This is a genomic window from Aeromicrobium sp. CnD17-E (genome assembly GCF_024124745.1).
GTDB lineage: Bacteria > Actinomycetota > Actinomycetes > Propionibacteriales > Nocardioidaceae > Aeromicrobium.
In genome coordinates this window covers 1-14,421 of record NZ_JAMXRU010000016.1, presented here as the reverse complement: position 1 = coordinate 14,421, position 14,421 = coordinate 1, and the positions used below count along the sequence as shown (strand labels likewise).

The 14,421-nt window shown below is 70.3% G+C and carries 17 protein-coding genes, 2 tRNA genes and 1 pseudogene; 12 read left to right on the top strand and 8 right to left on the bottom strand.

Translation table 11 applies throughout. The features are described from left to right. Positions 1 to 7: 7 nt before the first annotated feature. Positions 8 to 517, top strand: a complete 510-nt coding sequence (locus NH339_RS05575; RefSeq protein WP_253023341.1) for a hypothetical protein — start codon at positions 8 to 10, stop codon at positions 515 to 517. 10 nt (positions 518 to 527) lie between these two features. On the opposite strand, the gene NH339_RS05570 is transcribed toward NH339_RS05575, so the two are convergent. Both NH339_RS05570 and NH339_RS05565 read right to left on the bottom strand, forming a co-directional pair. After that, the gene (locus NH339_RS05570) at positions 528 to 785 is read right to left on the bottom strand and encodes a hypothetical protein (RefSeq protein WP_253023339.1); all 258 of its coding nucleotides are present in this window, start codon (positions 783 to 785) and stop codon (positions 528 to 530) included. Between the two features lie 118 nt (positions 786 to 903). Continuing rightward, positions 904 to 1,149: a hypothetical protein gene (locus NH339_RS05565; RefSeq protein ID WP_253023337.1), complete on the bottom strand. Its 246-nt coding sequence runs from the start codon at positions 1,147 to 1,149 to the stop codon at positions 904 to 906. 512 nt (positions 1,150 to 1,661) lie between these two features. Between NH339_RS05565 and NH339_RS19005 the strand changes: the two are divergent. The 3 genes and pseudogenes from NH339_RS19005 to NH339_RS05555 all read left to right on the top strand — a co-directional run. Beyond that, positions 1,662 to 1,994 (top strand): annotated as a pseudogene (locus tag NH339_RS19005) (Arm DNA-binding domain-containing protein); the annotation flags it as partial. A 133-nt stretch (positions 1,995 to 2,127) separates the two neighbouring features. Further along, positions 2,128 to 2,826 (top strand): site-specific integrase, encoded by a 699-nt coding sequence (locus NH339_RS05560; protein WP_253023335.1) that lies wholly within the window; start codon positions 2,128 to 2,130, stop codon positions 2,824 to 2,826. Then, the gene (locus tag NH339_RS05555; RefSeq protein WP_253023333.1) at positions 2,823 to 3,158 is read left to right on the top strand and encodes a hypothetical protein; all 336 of its coding nucleotides are present in this window, start codon (positions 2,823 to 2,825) and stop codon (positions 3,156 to 3,158) included. Before NH339_RS05560 ends, NH339_RS05555 begins: the two co-directional genes overlap by 4 nt. Positions 3,159 to 3,230: 72 nt before the next feature. Here the strand turns inward: NH339_RS05555 and NH339_RS05550 are convergent. Continuing rightward, a tRNA-Ile gene (locus NH339_RS05550) sits at positions 3,231 to 3,307 on the bottom strand. Positions 3,308 to 3,344: 37 nt separating this feature from the next. Between NH339_RS05550 and NH339_RS05545 the strand changes: the two genes are divergently transcribed. Continuing rightward, on the top strand, positions 3,345 to 3,773 hold the full coding sequence (locus tag NH339_RS05545) for an HAD family acid phosphatase (protein ID WP_253023330.1): 429 nt from the start codon (positions 3,345 to 3,347) through the stop codon (positions 3,771 to 3,773). Between the two features lie 19 nt (positions 3,774 to 3,792). Here NH339_RS05545 and NH339_RS05540 read toward each other — a convergent pair whose 3' ends face one another. Continuing rightward, on the bottom strand, positions 3,793 to 4,098 hold the full coding sequence (locus NH339_RS05540) for a GNAT family N-acetyltransferase (protein ID WP_253023328.1): 306 nt from the start codon (positions 4,096 to 4,098) through the stop codon (positions 3,793 to 3,795). 179 nt (positions 4,099 to 4,277) lie between these two features. On the opposite strand from NH339_RS05540, the gene NH339_RS05535 reads away from it, so the two are divergent. After that, on the top strand, positions 4,278 to 4,772 hold the full coding sequence (locus tag NH339_RS05535) for a DUF3145 domain-containing protein (protein ID WP_308207036.1): 495 nt from the start codon (positions 4,278 to 4,280) through the stop codon (positions 4,770 to 4,772). Between the two features lie 10 nt (positions 4,773 to 4,782). Here NH339_RS05535 and NH339_RS05530 read toward each other — a convergent pair whose 3' ends face one another. After that, positions 4,783 to 5,610, bottom strand: a complete 828-nt coding sequence (locus tag NH339_RS05530; protein ID WP_253023324.1) for an acyl carrier protein — start codon at positions 5,608 to 5,610, stop codon at positions 4,783 to 4,785. 74 nt (positions 5,611 to 5,684) lie between these two features. Between NH339_RS05530 and NH339_RS05525 the strand changes: the two genes are divergently transcribed. Further along, positions 5,685 to 6,638, top strand: coding sequence for an alpha/beta fold hydrolase (locus NH339_RS05525; RefSeq protein WP_253023322.1), 954 nt, complete (start codon positions 5,685 to 5,687; stop codon positions 6,636 to 6,638). Here NH339_RS05525 and NH339_RS05520 read toward each other — a convergent pair. Beyond that, the gene (locus NH339_RS05520; RefSeq protein ID WP_253023320.1) at positions 6,578 to 7,660 is read right to left on the bottom strand and encodes a phosphatase PAP2 family protein; all 1,083 of its coding nucleotides are present in this window, start codon (positions 7,658 to 7,660) and stop codon (positions 6,578 to 6,580) included. The genes NH339_RS05525 and NH339_RS05520 overlap by 61 nt on opposite strands. Before the next feature lie 77 nt (positions 7,661 to 7,737). Beyond that, positions 7,738 to 10,500: a pyruvate dehydrogenase (acetyl-transferring), homodimeric type gene (gene aceE, locus NH339_RS05515; RefSeq protein ID WP_253023318.1), complete on the bottom strand. Its 2,763-nt coding sequence runs from the start codon at positions 10,498 to 10,500 to the stop codon at positions 7,738 to 7,740. A gap of 220 nt (positions 10,501 to 10,720) precedes the next feature. Between aceE and NH339_RS05510 the strand changes: the two genes are divergently transcribed. The 4 genes from NH339_RS05510 to NH339_RS05495 all read left to right on the top strand — a co-directional run bounded on the left by NH339_RS05510 (position 10,721) and on the right by NH339_RS05495 (position 12,188). Further along, on the top strand, positions 10,721 to 11,107 hold the full coding sequence (locus NH339_RS05510; RefSeq protein WP_067858566.1) for a DUF3052 domain-containing protein: 387 nt from the start codon (positions 10,721 to 10,723) through the stop codon (positions 11,105 to 11,107). A gap of 62 nt (positions 11,108 to 11,169) precedes the next feature. Next, positions 11,170 to 11,625: a peroxiredoxin gene (locus NH339_RS05505; protein ID WP_253023316.1), complete on the top strand. Its 456-nt coding sequence runs from the start codon at positions 11,170 to 11,172 to the stop codon at positions 11,623 to 11,625. After that, entirely contained in the window at positions 11,625 to 11,930 is a 306-nt protein-coding gene (locus NH339_RS05500; RefSeq protein ID WP_253023314.1) for a thiamine-binding protein, read from the top strand. Before NH339_RS05505 ends, NH339_RS05500 begins: the two co-directional genes overlap by 1 nt. 184 nt (positions 11,931 to 12,114) lie before the next feature. Then, positions 12,115 to 12,188, top strand: a tRNA-Val gene (locus NH339_RS05495). 27 nt (positions 12,189 to 12,215) lie between these two features. Here the strand turns inward: NH339_RS05495 and NH339_RS05490 are convergent. Beyond that, entirely contained in the window at positions 12,216 to 12,566 is a 351-nt protein-coding gene (locus NH339_RS05490) for a hypothetical protein (RefSeq protein ID WP_253023311.1), read from the bottom strand. Between the two features lie 71 nt (positions 12,567 to 12,637). Here NH339_RS05490 and NH339_RS05485 point away from each other — a divergent pair. Beyond that, positions 12,638 to 14,421: ATP-dependent DNA helicase RecQ (locus NH339_RS05485; protein WP_253023310.1), on the top strand; the 1,784-nt coding region annotated here is incomplete at its 3' end.

Here is a 14,421-nt window from a genome sequence, read left to right as displayed (position 1 = left end):
CAAACCCATGACAGAGATCCTCGCTGGGTTCCTCGGCGGCTTTCTCGCCCTTGCCGGCGGTGCGCTCGTGCAGGTCCTCACCGCCCGTTCTTCTCGTCGCGAGCGGATTGCGAGGCTCGGGACGACTCTTCTCACTGACGGCGCCTTCGCGATCGAAGATCTGAGTATCTACCGCAAGACCACAGGGGTAGGCGCACGCCCGAGAGCTCTTGCTGATGTGCGCTTCATGCCCTCCGCCACCGCAGCCGCCGTTGAACTCGGCCTGCTCGGTGGCAGACGGCTCGCGTTCCAGGCGCAGGCAGTGTCGGGAGCCATGAACCACCTCACGCTGTTGGCTATCCCGGGCGTGCCCGATGACCGGTGGCGCGATGCGGTGCTCGACCTTGGGGAGGCACGCCTCGTGCTCTCGCACCAGTTGAGGCGAGAGCTGGGTCGACGGCGGATGTCCGACGATGACCTCGGGCACGACGCGCCTGACATCGAGAATCCCGGCACAACTCACACTCAGCGCAGCTGAGATCGACGGCTCATGCATCGTCGAGCTCCACCCCGTGCATCTGCACCGTGAACTTGCGGCGGAGGATCCAGTCCCGCAGTTCACGTTGTGACCTGCGCGGGCGGATGCCTCGGACGCACTCGACGGCGAGCATTGCCGCGACACGCTGCGCGGTGTCCCCGTCGAGGTCGCGGACCATGGCGACGACTGCGTCGACCGCCTGTTGCTTGGTCGGTGCCTCGAGCGCCGCAGACATCATGTCGAGCCCGAACGTGTGGACGTCCTCCACCGAGGCCTCAGCGCTCATCGGTTCTGAACCTTCCGCAGACGTAGCGAACCGTTAGCAAGAGCGGCGTTCGCGCAGGTCAGACGCAGCCCGGGGGAGAGGTAGTCCCTCCGACGGCCGCTCATGCTGCACCGCCTGACGGCAACTCGCGCTCTGCGCTCACCGATCGGAGCACCGGCGGAACCACGATCCCCGGCAGTGCAGGCCACGCCTGCTGGACCAGCCTCACCGCGTCCGGCTGATCCTCGAGCCGCAACACCAGGTGCCGCAGCATCCCGTCGAGGATCTGCTGAATCGCTACGACCAGCAGCTGCCCCTGCGCCTCCGACACTCGCGTCCTAAGCTCCTCGATCCCGGCGTCGACCACGAGCTATAAAATCCGCGCAGCCCGATCTACCCAGTCACCCAGCGCGGTCAGATCAGTCACGGTCACCCGACCGTCAGCGATGTTCGACTTCAACCGCTGCAGCAACGAGTGCGAATCGTTCATCGCCGACGTCAACACGTCCGCCGCATCGGCCGCCGACCGTGGTGCCTCGAGCGCAGCCTCCGCCGCCAAGATCCGAGCCTCGCGAACAGCACGAACCTGCGGCGCGTTCCCGCCATGCATCACGCACACCCCGCCACCGATGACGATCCGCGCGCACCGACGCCCCGTGCCCTTCGCAGTAGAACCACAGCCCAGGGGTCGGGGGGCCGCTCCGCCATCGAACGAGGAACTGCGGGCGTTTGCCGCCGTTTACGCAGCCAAGAGCTGCAAGCGAAGCCTCGGGGAGCAATCACCCGAGCTGCAAGTCGCTTCGGGATGCACCGAGTCACCGCGCACAAGTGGGTTCAGCGTTGCCGTGAAGCGAAGATCTTGCCTGCCGAGGAGAAGTCATGCGCAACGGCAAGATGAAGGACGGCATCGTCCAGCGGGGCAAGACGTGGGCGTACGTCATCCGAGAGACCGACCCAGCAACCGGCAGGAGCCGCCCGCGCTGGCGTGGTGGATACGCGACGAGGGCCGCCGCGAAGCGAGCGCGCGACGAAGCGCGCGCCGCCGTCCACCAGGGCACCTACGTGAGCCGGCAGGACATCACCGTGGGGGAGTGGCTCGATCAGTGGATGGGCGCCCACGCCGTCGAGCTCAAGCCGTCCGCGGCGGCGACCTACCGCGCGAAGATCGACCTCTACCTGAAGCCGACTATCGGGCACAAGCGCTTGCAGTCTCTCTCCGAGCCGACTCAACGTCGTCTTCGCGACGCTGCGGGCCGAAGGCGGCCGCGGCTCGAAGAACGGCCGAGGCGGCGCCCCGCTCTCACCTCGCACGGTGGAGTTCGCTCGAGCAGTCCTGCGACGCTCCATGAACGACGCCATCGTCGACCGACTCATCCAGGTCAACCCCGTGGTCGGCACAAAGCGACCCCGACCGGAGAAGGCGAAGCACACCACCTGGACCGGGGCGCAGCTGCAGAGGTTCTTGGCCGCTGCGTCGCAGGACCGCCTTCTGCCCCTGTGGGTACTCGCTGCCGCGACAGGGATGCGCCGCGGCGAGTTGATGGGCCTGCGCTGGGAGGACGTTGACCTCGACGCCGGCGTCATCACCGTCGAGAGGTCGACGACCCAGCTCGGCAAGGAGCTCGTGACGACGACCCCGAAGAATCATGAACGGCGCCGAGTCGCTATCGACAGTCAGACTGCGACCGCGCTGCGGGCTTGGCGCCGCACGCAGGCCGAGGATCGGATGGCAGTAGGAGCGGGCTGGGTGGATCGGGTGGGCGCTCTGTTCACCTGGCAGGACGGCACTCCGGTGCAGCCGGACTACGTCACCAAGCGGTTCAAGGCTGTGCAGGCTGTCGCCGATCTGCCGCGGTTGACCCTTCACGAACTTCGGCACACTCACGCCACGATCCTGCTGCGCGACAGGGTGCCCGTGCACATCGTCGCGAAGCGCCTGGGGCACCGCGACCCCTCGGTCACGTTGGACGTGTACGCAGACGTCATCCCAGACGACGACGGAACGGCCGTCGACGTGTTCAGCAAGGCGGTGTGGGGAGCATGAACCTCGACAATGACCCTGAGGACCAGAGGCGGCTCGCGGCACAGGAGGATCTGACCCGGTGGTGCCTGGCGCTCCTGACGATGAGGGTTGAGACGCCCGCTGGCGAGTGGTTGGACGACACGTTCCACCGCATCTACAGCGACGGGTGGCACGAGGCGGAAGAAGCCCTCGGCCTCGAGGATGCTTCCGAAGTGGCGATCTTGGATCTGACGAACATGGCCGACCTTCTGGTCAACTGGCTCGCGCAGATCTCGGGGAAGGCGCCCGCGTTCTGGCTGTCAGAACTGCGAAAGCACTACGTCGATCCGGAGGAGGCAGCGGACGATGCGTAGCAGCTTGTTAGCAGGCGGCGCTGGTCAGCGACTTGATGCACGAGTGCACAAGCCGCTGACCTGCAGCAACGCTGGTGGGGCGGGTGGGGCTCGAACCCACGACCCAAGGATTATGAGTCCTCTGCTCTGACCGGCTGAGCTACCGCCCCAAGGGTGCACAGCCTAGCGAGCGGGCAGACTGGGCCCATGACCGACGCCGTGATCGCCGACCTGGACGGGACGTTGGTCGACGTGTCGTCGATCCTGAACCACGTGACGGGGGAGGAGCGCGACTTCGCGGCCTTCCACGGTGCGTCGCGCGACTGCCCGCCCCGACCGGAGGTGGTCGAGGCGGTGCGCGCCGCGCACGAGCAGGGACGTGCGGTGCTCGTGGTGACGTCGCGAGAGTTCGTGTGGCGCGACCTGACGCTGGACTGGCTGCAGGAGCACGACGTGCCCTACGACCAGCTGGTCATGCGGATCGTGGGCGACTGCCGCCCCGACCACGTCGTGAAGGGGGAGATGCTCGACCAGCTCGAGAAGGACGGCTACCGCGTGCTCGAGGCGTGGGAGGACGCCCCGGACATCGCGGACCTGTGGCGCTCGCGGGACATCGATGTGCACGTGGTCGGCTGAGCCGGCCGCGACGTCGCGCTCAGAGGCCGAACATGCCGCGCTGGTCGGCGGGCACGAGGTCGAGGAACTCGGGGTGGTCGCGGATCACCTTGGGCACGAACGGGCAGAACGGCAGTACCTGCGCGTCACGTTCGGCCAGCTCGCGCAGGGTCCCGACGATGAGCTCGGAGCCGATGCCGCGACCCTCGAAGGCGGGGAGCACGCGGGTGTGGGGCAGGGCGTACACGTCGCCGTCGGCGCGGTAGTCGACCCAGCCGGCGAGCTCGTCGTCGACGGTGATCTCGAAGCGGGAGGCGCTCGGGTTGTCCTGCACGACGGAGGTCATGACCACATCGTCACATGCACCGCCGACGGTCGCGACCGACCGCGCGCGAGCGTCGCGCGGGCTCGGGGCTGGTGCCGAGGACGCTGCTGTGGCTACCATGGGCGCAACGCGGACTGATGACGCGTGGCTCCGTGAGGTCGCTGGGGAAGGCGGATCTCGAGCTAGGAGGCACGATGAGCATCCCCACCCGTGGAGTCCTGTATGTCCACTCCGCGCCGTCCGCGCTGTGCCCGCACGTCGAGTGGGCGGCCGCGGGCGTCCTCGGCGACAGCGTCGACCTCGACTGGCAGTCGCAGCCGGCGGAGGCCGGTACGTACCGCGCCGAGCTGTCGTGGCAGGCCCCGGCAGGGTCCGCCGCGGCCCTCGCGTCGGCGATGCGTGGCTGGGACCGGCTCCGCTTCGAGGTCACCGAGGAGCCGACCGGCTCGAGCGAGGGGGCACGGTTCTCCTTCACCCCGAGCCTCGGCATCTTCCATGCGATGACCGGTCTGCACGGCGACGTCCTCATCCCGGAGGATCGCATCAAGGCGTTCCGCGTCAAGGCAGCGCTCGGCGAGATCACCATGGACGAGGCGCTCGACGGCCTCCTCGGGGTGGCGTGGGACGCCGAGCTCGAGCCGTTCCGGCACGCCGGTGAGGGCGCCCCGGTCCGCTGGCTGCACCAGGTCGTCTGACCCGCGGCGTTCAGCCGATCGTGACCTTCGCGGACGGCGACGCGGTGTTGCTGTCCTCGTGGAACACGCGGAACTCCCGCTCGCCCGGACGTGACGTGTAGATCTGGGTCTGGAACCGGCCGCCCTCGCGGGTCTGCAGCGAGACGGGGAAGTCCTCCCAGTCGGCACCCGGGTCGCGGGACTGCACCTGCAGCAGCTGGCCCTCGCCGAGGGACGGGAAGCGGCCGGAGATCGTGAACCGCTGACCGGCGGCGATCCGGTCGCTCTCGACCGAGAACGTCGGCTTCTCCTCCGGCTCCTGCGTCGCGGACGGCGTCGGCGACGGGCTCGCCGACGGGCTGCTCGACGGCGTCGCGGGGGCGGTGGGGCCCGAGATCGGTGGGAGCTCCACGCCGCCCAGGCCGGTCGCGCGCACCACGGTGGCGCCGGCGAAGCCGAGTCCACCGCCGATTACCAAGCCGGCCACGACGAACCACATCGCGAGCCGCCAGAGCGCGTCGGCGCGGCCCGCGAGGCTGCGCTCGCCCGGCGCCCGCTCGCGACCCTCGGCGCCGAGGGTCACCGCCACGGCAGGACCACGGCGACCACGCCGGCCTGCCGGTCGGTGCTCGACGACGGCACGCACGGCGTCGTCGACGGTCACGAGCGTGTCGACCGTGGCGTCCTCGAGGTGGACGCCGAACCGACGGCCCAGCTCGTCGGCGACCTCGACGGCGGCGAGCGAGTCGACGCCGAGGTCCTCGAGGCGGGCGTCGTCGCGCACCTGGTCAGGGGTGCACTCGACGACGGTCACGAGGATGTCGGTCAGCTGTGCGCGGACCTCGGCTGGGGTGGGCACGGCGTCAGTCTAACGAGCCACCCGACGTCGTCGGTTCCGGCGCGGCCGAACCCGCCACCTCCTACGATGGGTCGATGACCAGCGGCGACGATCTGCAGTTCGTGGTGGTGCACGGCTACCGTCGCGCCTACCGACGCAAGGGCAAGGGTCCGGCGCTGCTCCTGCTGCACGGCCTGGGCTGCGAGTCCGGCACGTGGGAGCCCGTCATGGACGCGCTCGCCGAGCACTACACGGTGATCGCGCCCGACCTGCTCGGCCACGGCGAGTCCGACAAGCCCGACGCCGACTACTCGCTCGGTGGCTACGCCAACGGCATGCGCGACCTGCTGACGGTCCTCGGCATCAACAAGGTGACCGTCGTGGGCCACAGCTTCGGCGGCGGGGTGGCGATGCAGTTCGCCTACCAGTACCCCGACCGCACCGAACGCATCGCGCTCGTGTCCTCCGGTGGCCTCGGCAAGGACGTCACGCCGCTCATCCGCTTCCTCACCCTGCCCGGCAGCGGGGCCGCGCTCGGCCTCGCGACCCTGCGCCCGTGGCGCCGGGCGGTCGCCGCGAGCATGCGCGGACTCTCGCGCACGGGCGTCCGGCAGCTGCGCGACCTCGGCGAGGTGGCGGCGATCTACGAGTCCTTCGCCGACCCGCGCGCACGGCACGCGGTGCAGCGCGTCACGAGCCACGTGCTCGACTGGCGCGGCCAGTTCGTCACGATGATCGACCGGACCTACCTGGCCCGGATCATCCCCGTGCTCGTCGTCTGGGGCGCCGACGACCTCGTGATCCCCGCCTCGCACGCCGAGATCGCGCGCAACCAGGCGTGGTCGCACGTGCACGTGCTGCCCGACGCGGGCCACTTCCCGCACCGTGACCACCCGGAGCAGTTCGCCCAGATCCTCCACGACTTCGTGGCCGCGACCGACCCGGCCACGTACCACCGCAGCACCTGGCGCGCGATGCTGCGCCAGGGTCAGCCCGTGATGGACCCGGAACCGCCGCCGGGACCGGGCGCCGTGACCGTCGCCGGCTGAGCCGGCTGCTCGTCGACCGGCGCCAGGCCTCGTCGCTTGCGCCGCCCTCGGTTCCCGGACGCCCAGGCGCCCAGCGACACCGACGCCCAGCCGATGACGATGCCGGCGATGTCGTCGGCGAGGTAGTGCCAGCCGAAGTAGATGGTGGCCAGGACGGTGACCACGAAGAACGCCCAGGTGATCGCGCGGATCGCGAGCTTCTGACCGGTGCGCTGCATGAACAGCGCCGCGGTGAACGTCACGGAGACGTGCAACGAGGCGAAGCCCGCCACACCGTGGATCTTCTCGCTCGCCCACGGATCGGTGAGCACGTCGACCCTGTTGCGGAACAACGAGCGTTGCAGCTCGGTGACGTCGGTCGTCGCGAGGTCCCAGTACATCGACGGCTGCGCGAACGCCGGGCCGAGGGTCGGGAGCGCGTAGTAGCTGAGGACGCCGAGGATCCAGTTGAGGCACAGCGCCGTGGCGTACCAGGCGCCGATCGAGAAGTCGCGGTTGAGCACCAGGAAGGCGCCCAGCGTGATGGGGATGAGCGGCAGGTAGGCGATGTACGCGAACGACAGCACGTGCGCCATCACGTCGGTGCCGAGCAGGTTGTGCAGGACCGTGGCCGGGTTGTGGCCGAACATGAGCCAGTGGTCGAGCTCGAGGAGCTGACGGTCGAACAGCACGCCCTCGCGGTACGTCGGCAGGTAGCTCTTGAGGTTGCGGTAGCTGACGTAGCTCGCGTAGAAGGTGATCAGGCCGGTGGCGATGTAGCCGACCCGCTTGAGCGACCACTCCTCCCGCACGACCTCGCGCGCGCCCTCGCCGATCTGCTTCCAGCCGCGGCGACGCACCGCGGCGGGCACGATCCCGGCGGCGAAGAACAGCAGCGCCAGCAGCGGGAGACGGACGTACGCCGGTCCGAGGAACCCCTCGGGGTCCTTCATGGGGAGCCCGAGGTAGAGCGAGGAGAACACCGCGGCGCCCGTGACCGCCACGGACAGCGCGACGGCAAAGGTGTACGGCCAACGACGCATGGGCAACATCCTAGGGTGCGTCGGCTAGGAGTTCCCTGAGACGCCGACCGTCGAGGTCGGCGCCCCAGGGCACCGCGTCAGGCGTCGCCGCCCTCCTGGGCGACACCGCGGGTGGCGGTCGGGTCGTCGATGCGCAGCGACGTGAAGGCGTCGCGCACGACCGACTGGTCGACGAGCTCCTGCTGGGCGAGGCTCTGCAGCACCGAGACGACGATCGACTCCGCGTCGATCTGGAACACGCGACGCGCGGCGGCGCGCGTGTCGGCGAAGCCGAAGCCGTCGGCACCGAGCGACTGCCACGGTCCGGGGACCCAACGGGCGATCTGGTCAGGGACGGCCCGCATGTAGTCGCTGACCGCGAGCGTGACGTTCGCGTGGTCCATGAGCTGCGTCGTGATCCACGGGACCCGCTGGTACTCGCCCGGGTTGTTGAGGTTCCACTTCTCGGCGGCGACCGCGTCGCGCGCGAGCTCGTTCCACGACGTGACGGACCAGACGTCGGCCTTCACGTCGTACTGCTCGGCGAGCATCTCCTGCGCCTTCAGCGCCCACGGCAGGGCGACGCCCGAGGCCATGATGCGGGCCGTGTGGCGACCCTGCGTGCCGCGGCGGTACAGGTAGGCGCCCTTGAGCAGCGCGTCGACGTCGAGGTCCTCCGGCTCGGCCGGCTGGTTGATCGGCTCGTTGTAGACGGTCAGGTAGTACAGGACGTCCTCGCCGTGCGGGCGGTCGTCGGACGTGCCGTACATGCGACGCATGCCGTCCTTCACGATGTGCGCGATCTCGTAGCCGTACGCGGGGTCGTAGTGCACGACCGCCGGGTTCGTCTGCGCGATGAGGGGGGAGTGGCCGTCGGCGTGCTGCAGCCCCTCGCCGGTCAGCGTCGTGCGTCCCGCGGTGGCACCGATGAGGAACCCGCGCGCCAGCTGGTCGGCCATCGCCCAGATCGAGTCCGCGGTCCGCTGGAAGCCGAACATCGAGTAGAAGAGGTAGACCGGGATCATCGGCTCGCCGTGCGTCGAGTACGCGCTGCCGGCCGCGATCGCCGACGCCATGGCCCCGGCCTCGCTGATGCCCTCGTGCAGCAGCTGGCCCTTCTCGGACTCCTTGTAGGCCAGGAGCAGCTTGCGGTCGACCGACTCGTACGTCTGGCCGGCCGGGTTGTAGATCTTCGCCGACGGGAACATCGAGTCCATGCCGAACGTGCGGTACTCGTCGGGCGCGATCGGCACGATGCGGCGGCCGATCTCGGGGTCCTTCATGAGGTCGCGCAGCAGGCGGACGAACGCCATCGTCGTCGCGATCTGCTGCTTGCCCGATCCCTTCGACAGCGCCGAGTAGGTGTCGGGCTCGGGCAGCTTGACCGAGACCGGGTCCACCCGACGCGACGGGAGACCGCCGCCCAGCGCGTCGCGGCGGGCGCGCATGTACTGGATCTCCTCGCTGTCCTCGCCCGGGTGGTAGAACGGCGCGAGGTCGTCGCCCTCGATCTGTGCGTCGCTGACCGGGATGTTGAGCCGGTCGCGGAAGCGCTTGAGGTCGTCCTTGGTCAGCTTCTTCATCTGGTGCGTGGCGTTGCGGCCCTGGAACGACTCGAGCAGCCAGCCCTTGATGGTGTGCGCCAGGATCACGGTCGGCTGGCCGGTGTGCTTCTGCGCGGCGTCGAACGCGGCGTAGACCTTGCGGTAGTCGTGCCCACCGCGCGGCAGGCGCTCGATGTCCTCGTCGCTGAGGTGCTCGACCATGGCGCGCAGGCGCGGGTCGGGGCCGAAGAAGTTCTCGCGGTTGTACGCGCCGGACTCCACCGACAGCGTCTGGAACTCACCGTCGGGCGTGCGGTTCATCTGGTTGACGAGCACGCCATCGACGTCGCGGGCAAGGAGGTCGTCCCACTCGCGGCCCCACACGACCTTGATGACGTTCCAGCCGGCGCCGCGGAAGTACGACTCCAGCTCCTGGATGATCTTGCCGTTGCCGCGCACCGGGCCGTCGAGCTGCTGCAGGTTGCAGTTGATGACGAACGTGAGGTTGTCGAGCTCCTCGCGGGCGGCCAGGCCGATGGCGCCGAGCGACTCGGGCTCGCCCATCTCGCCGTCGCCGAGGAACGTCCACACGTGCTGCTGGCTGGTGTCCTTGATGCCGCGGTCGTGCAGGTAGCGGTTGAACCGCGCCTGGTAGATGGAGTTGATGGCCGCCAGACCCATGGAGACGGTCGGGAACTCCCAGTAGTCGGGCATGAGACGGGGGTGCGGGTACGACGACAGGCCCTGGCCGAAGCCATGGGAGTGCTCCTGGCGGAAGCGGTCGAGCTGCTCCTCGCTCAGGCGGCCCTCGAGGAAGGAGCGCGCGTAGATGCCGGGCGCGGCGTGGCCCTGGATGTAGATGTGGTCGCCGCCGCCCGGGTGGTCCTTGCCGCGGAAGAAGTGGTTGAAGCCGACCTCGTAGAGGCTGGCCGCCGACTGGTAGGTCGCGATGTGGCCACCGACGCCCAGGCCGGGACGGTTCGCGCGGGAGACCATGACGGCCGCGTTCCAACGGATGTAGGAGCGGATCCGGCGCTCGATCGCCTCGTTGCCGGGGAACCACGGCTCGTGCTCGGGCGGGATCGAGTTGATGAAGTCGGTGCTGCGCAGGGCCGGCACGCCGATGTTCTGCTCGCGGGCGCGCTCGAGGAGCTTGAGCATGACGTACCGGGCACGGGAGCGGCCTCGCTCGTCGACCATCTGGTCGAGCGACGCCAGCCACTCGGAGGTCTCGTCGGGATCGATGTCGGGCAGCTGCGTCGGCAGCCCCTCGTGGATGACAGCGGGGCGCTCGGTGGGGGACTGGCCGGTGGGCATGTGCGACTCCTGGGACGTCTTGTGGACCTCTCCATCTTTCCACGCCGGATTCGCTAGGGTGACACCGGCGGACGTTGTGAACATCTACCGATCAGTAGGAAAATCCCCTACTTTGCAGTAGGTTCTCGACCACCGTCGCACCCGACCCGGTCCCGGGCGGCACTGCCCCTCCAGGCGTGCCAGAGTGGGACCACACCACCGGACGAACTGAGGAGAACCGTTGGACGCCGCGAGGCTGGGCTTCAGCCCCGACACCGTCATCCAGGAGCTGGGCTGGGACGAGGACGTCGACAACGAGCTCCGCTCCGCGATCGAGGAGATCGTGGGGCACGCACTCGTCGACGGTGAGTCCGACGAGGTGGTCGACGGCGTCATCCTGTGGTGGCGCGACGACGACGGCGACCTCGTGGACGCGTTGTTCGACGCGCTCTCCGACCTCGCCGAGGGTGGGTCGATCTGGGTGCTCACGCCCAAGGTCGGCCGACCGGGCTACGTGACCGGCGCCGACATCGCCGAGGCGGCGCCCGTCGCCGGCCTGTCGACGACCACGACCTCCTCGGCGTCGGCCGAGTGGGCCGCCACCAAGCTCTCCACCCACAAGCGCTGAGTCCCAGCGTTTCGAGGCCGGCGCAGCGGCGCCGGGGGCTCGTCGCGTCCTAGGCTGGGGCCATGACGATCGACGTAGGCCAGCCCGCCCCCGACTTCACGCTCAAGAGCCAGCACGGCGAGGACGTCTCCCTGTCGTCCTTCCGCGGACGTCCCGTGGCGCTCGTGTTCTTCCCGTTCGCGTTCAGCGGCATCTGCACCGGTGAGCTCTGCGAGATCCGCGACAACATCGGCGCCTTCGCCGACAGCGACGTCGAGGTGCTCGCGATCTCCTGCGACCACTTCTTCTCCAACCGCGCCTTCGCCGACGCGGAGGGCCTGACGTTCCCCGTGCTGAGCGACTTCTGGCCGCACGGCGAGGTCAGCCGCGCCTACGGCATCTTCAACGAGGGCGCGGGCGCGCCCGAGCGCGGCACCTACCTCGTCGACGCCGAGGGCGTCCTGCGCTGGAAGGTGGAGCACCCCATCGGCCAGGCGCGCGACTTCGACGCCTACCGCGCCGCGCTGGCCGAGCTCTGATGCTCGCCGCGTTCAGCATCAGCCCGGTCAGCGCCGACGAGTCGGGGTCGGTCGCGGCTGCGGTCGCCGAGGCCGTGCGGGTCGTCCGTGCGTCGGGCCTGCCGTGCGAGACGACGTCGATGTTCACCACGGTCGAGGGGGAGTGGGACGAGGTGATGGCGGTCGTGAAGGCTGCCGTCGACGCCGTCGCGGCGGTGTCGTCGCGGGTCTCGCTCGTGCTGAAGGCGGACATCCGGCCCGGCTTCACGGGCCAGCTGACGGCCAAGGTCGAGCGGCTCGAGGCCCGCCTGCGCGACGACGGCTGAAGTCGCCCGAGTTTCCCGCCCAAACGGCTGCGCGCGACACCCGTGCTGCGCCATGATGGGGGTGCTGCGGCCGCCCGGGACCCGAGACCCCGGCGGCCGCAGCCTCTGTCTGTCGGGGACCAGGTCGTCGCATCCGCGTGCGGTAGGGTTCCCAGGCGTCCGACGCACTCGTCGGATGCACCCGGGGCGAATAGCTCAGCTGGTCAGAGCACTCGGCTTACACCCGAGCGGTCGGGGGTTCGAGTCCCTCTTCGCCCACCCGAGGATCCCGTCCGCCGGGTCGTCTCAGCCCTGCGAGCACGTGTCGCGCACCAGGCGCTCGACCTGCGCCAGACCGGCCGACACGCCGTCGCCCTCGGCCTGCGCGACGACGGCCACGCCGTAGCGGTCGTGCAGGAGGCGGTAGGCGCGCTCCACGTCACCGTCGACCAGCGCCACGATCCCTGCGGGGGTGCTGCGGGCGAGGCGCACGACGACGTCGTCGGTGCGCAGGCCGCCGACCTTCTCCACCACGTCCTTCGCCGCGTCCGACGTCTGGTCCTGGCCGCACCGCAGGCCGGGAGCGGTCACGCTGGTGGGCGCGCCCGAGCAGCCGAGGAGCAGGGCGAGGATGCCGACGGCGAGGGCGCGACGCATGCGCCCACTGTCGTCCACAGGGCGCGACGCGGCAAGGAGCCGGTGTCGGCAGCGCCTGACACGATGACCGGGTGACCACCTCCACCGCCACCGCCACGGACGCGCTCGACGCCCTGCGTCGCCTCACCGGCCGACCCGACGCCCAGTTCCATGACGGGCAGCTCGAGGCGATCACGGCCCTCGTCGACGACCACCGGCGCGCGCTCGTCGTCCAGCGCACCGGCTGGGGCAAGTCGGCGGTCTACTTCGTCGCCACCTCGCTGCTGCGCGCGCGGGGCACCGGCCCCACCCTCCTGGTGTCTCCGCTCATCGCCCTCATGCGCGACCAGGTCGCCGCCGCTGCGCGCGCCGGGGTGCGGGCCGTCTCGATCAGCTCGGCCAACGCGCACGAGTGGGACGACGTGCGGGCCCGGCTCGACGCCGACGACGTCGACGTGCTGCTCGTGTCGCCCGAGCGCCTCACCAACCCCCGGTTCCGCGACGAGCAGCTGCCCGAGCTGCGCCGCCGCATCGGCCTGCTCGTCGTCGACGAGGCGCACTGCATCTCCGACTGGGGCCACGACTTCCGGCCCGACTACCGACGCCTCGCCGACCTCATCGACTCCATGCCCGACGGCGTGCCGGTGCTCGCCACGACCGCCACCGCCAACCAGCGGGTGGTCACCGACGTCGAGGAGCAGCTGGGTGCCTCCGGGTCCGGCGCTCCGGCCGACTCGGGCGTCCTCACGCTGCGCGGCTCCCTGGCACGCACGAGCCTGCGTCTGGGCTCGCTGAGGCTGCCCAGCTCGAAGGAGCGGCTCGGCTGGCTCGTCTCGCACCTGGCTGAGCTGCCCGGAAGCGGCATCGTCTACACGCTCACTGTGTCGGCGGCGGAGGACCTCGCGCGGCTGCTCACCGAGGCGGGCCACGGGGTGGCGGCCTACACGGGCCGCACCGACCCCGACGAGCGGGTGCGGCTGGAGCAGGCGCTCAAGGACGACCAGCTGAAGGCCCTCGTCGCCACCAGCGCGCTCGGCATGGGCTTCGACAAGCCCAACCTGGGGTTCGTCGTGCACCTCGGGGCGCCCTCCTCACCCGTGGCGTACTACCAGCAGGTCGGCCGCGCGGGACGCGCCACGGAGTCCGCCGACGTCCTGCTGCTGCCCGGACCGGAGGACGCCGACATCTGGCGCTACTTCGCGACGGCGTCGATGCCGACGCAGGCCAAGGTCGACGCCGTGCTCGGTGCCCTGGGCAGCACCCCGACGTCGGTCGCGGCGCTGGAGGCGCAGGTCGACATCCGTCGCACGCCGCTCGAGCTGCTGCTCAAGGTGCTCGACGTCGACGGTGCCGTGCGCCGCGTGCAGGGCGGCTGGGTCAGCACGGGGGAGCCCTGGGTCTACGACGCGGACCGGTACGAGCGCATCGCGCAGGCACGCGAGGCGGAGCAGGAGGCGATGCTCGAGTACCAGGCGGGCCGCACCTGCCGGATGGAGCTGCTGCAGCGTCAGCTCGACGACCCGACCGCCGCGCCGTGCGGCCGTTGCGACGTGTGCGCGGGCCCCTGGTACCCGACGAGCACCGACGGCGAGGCCGTCGCGCGGGCCACCCAGTCGCTCGACCGAGTGGGCGTGCCCGTCGACCCGCGGGCGCAGTGGCCGTCCGGTGTCGGCCGGCTCGGGGTGGACGTCTCGGGTCGCATCCCTCCGGCGGAGCGCCCGGAGACCGGCCGCGTCGTCGCGAGGCTCACCGACCTCGGCTGGGGCGGCACGTTGCGCGAGCTGTTCGCCACGGGCGCGCCCGACGTCGCCGTGCCGGAGGCCCTGCTGGGTGCCTGTGCGCGTGCCCTGCGCGACTGGCCCTGGGCGCAGCGCCC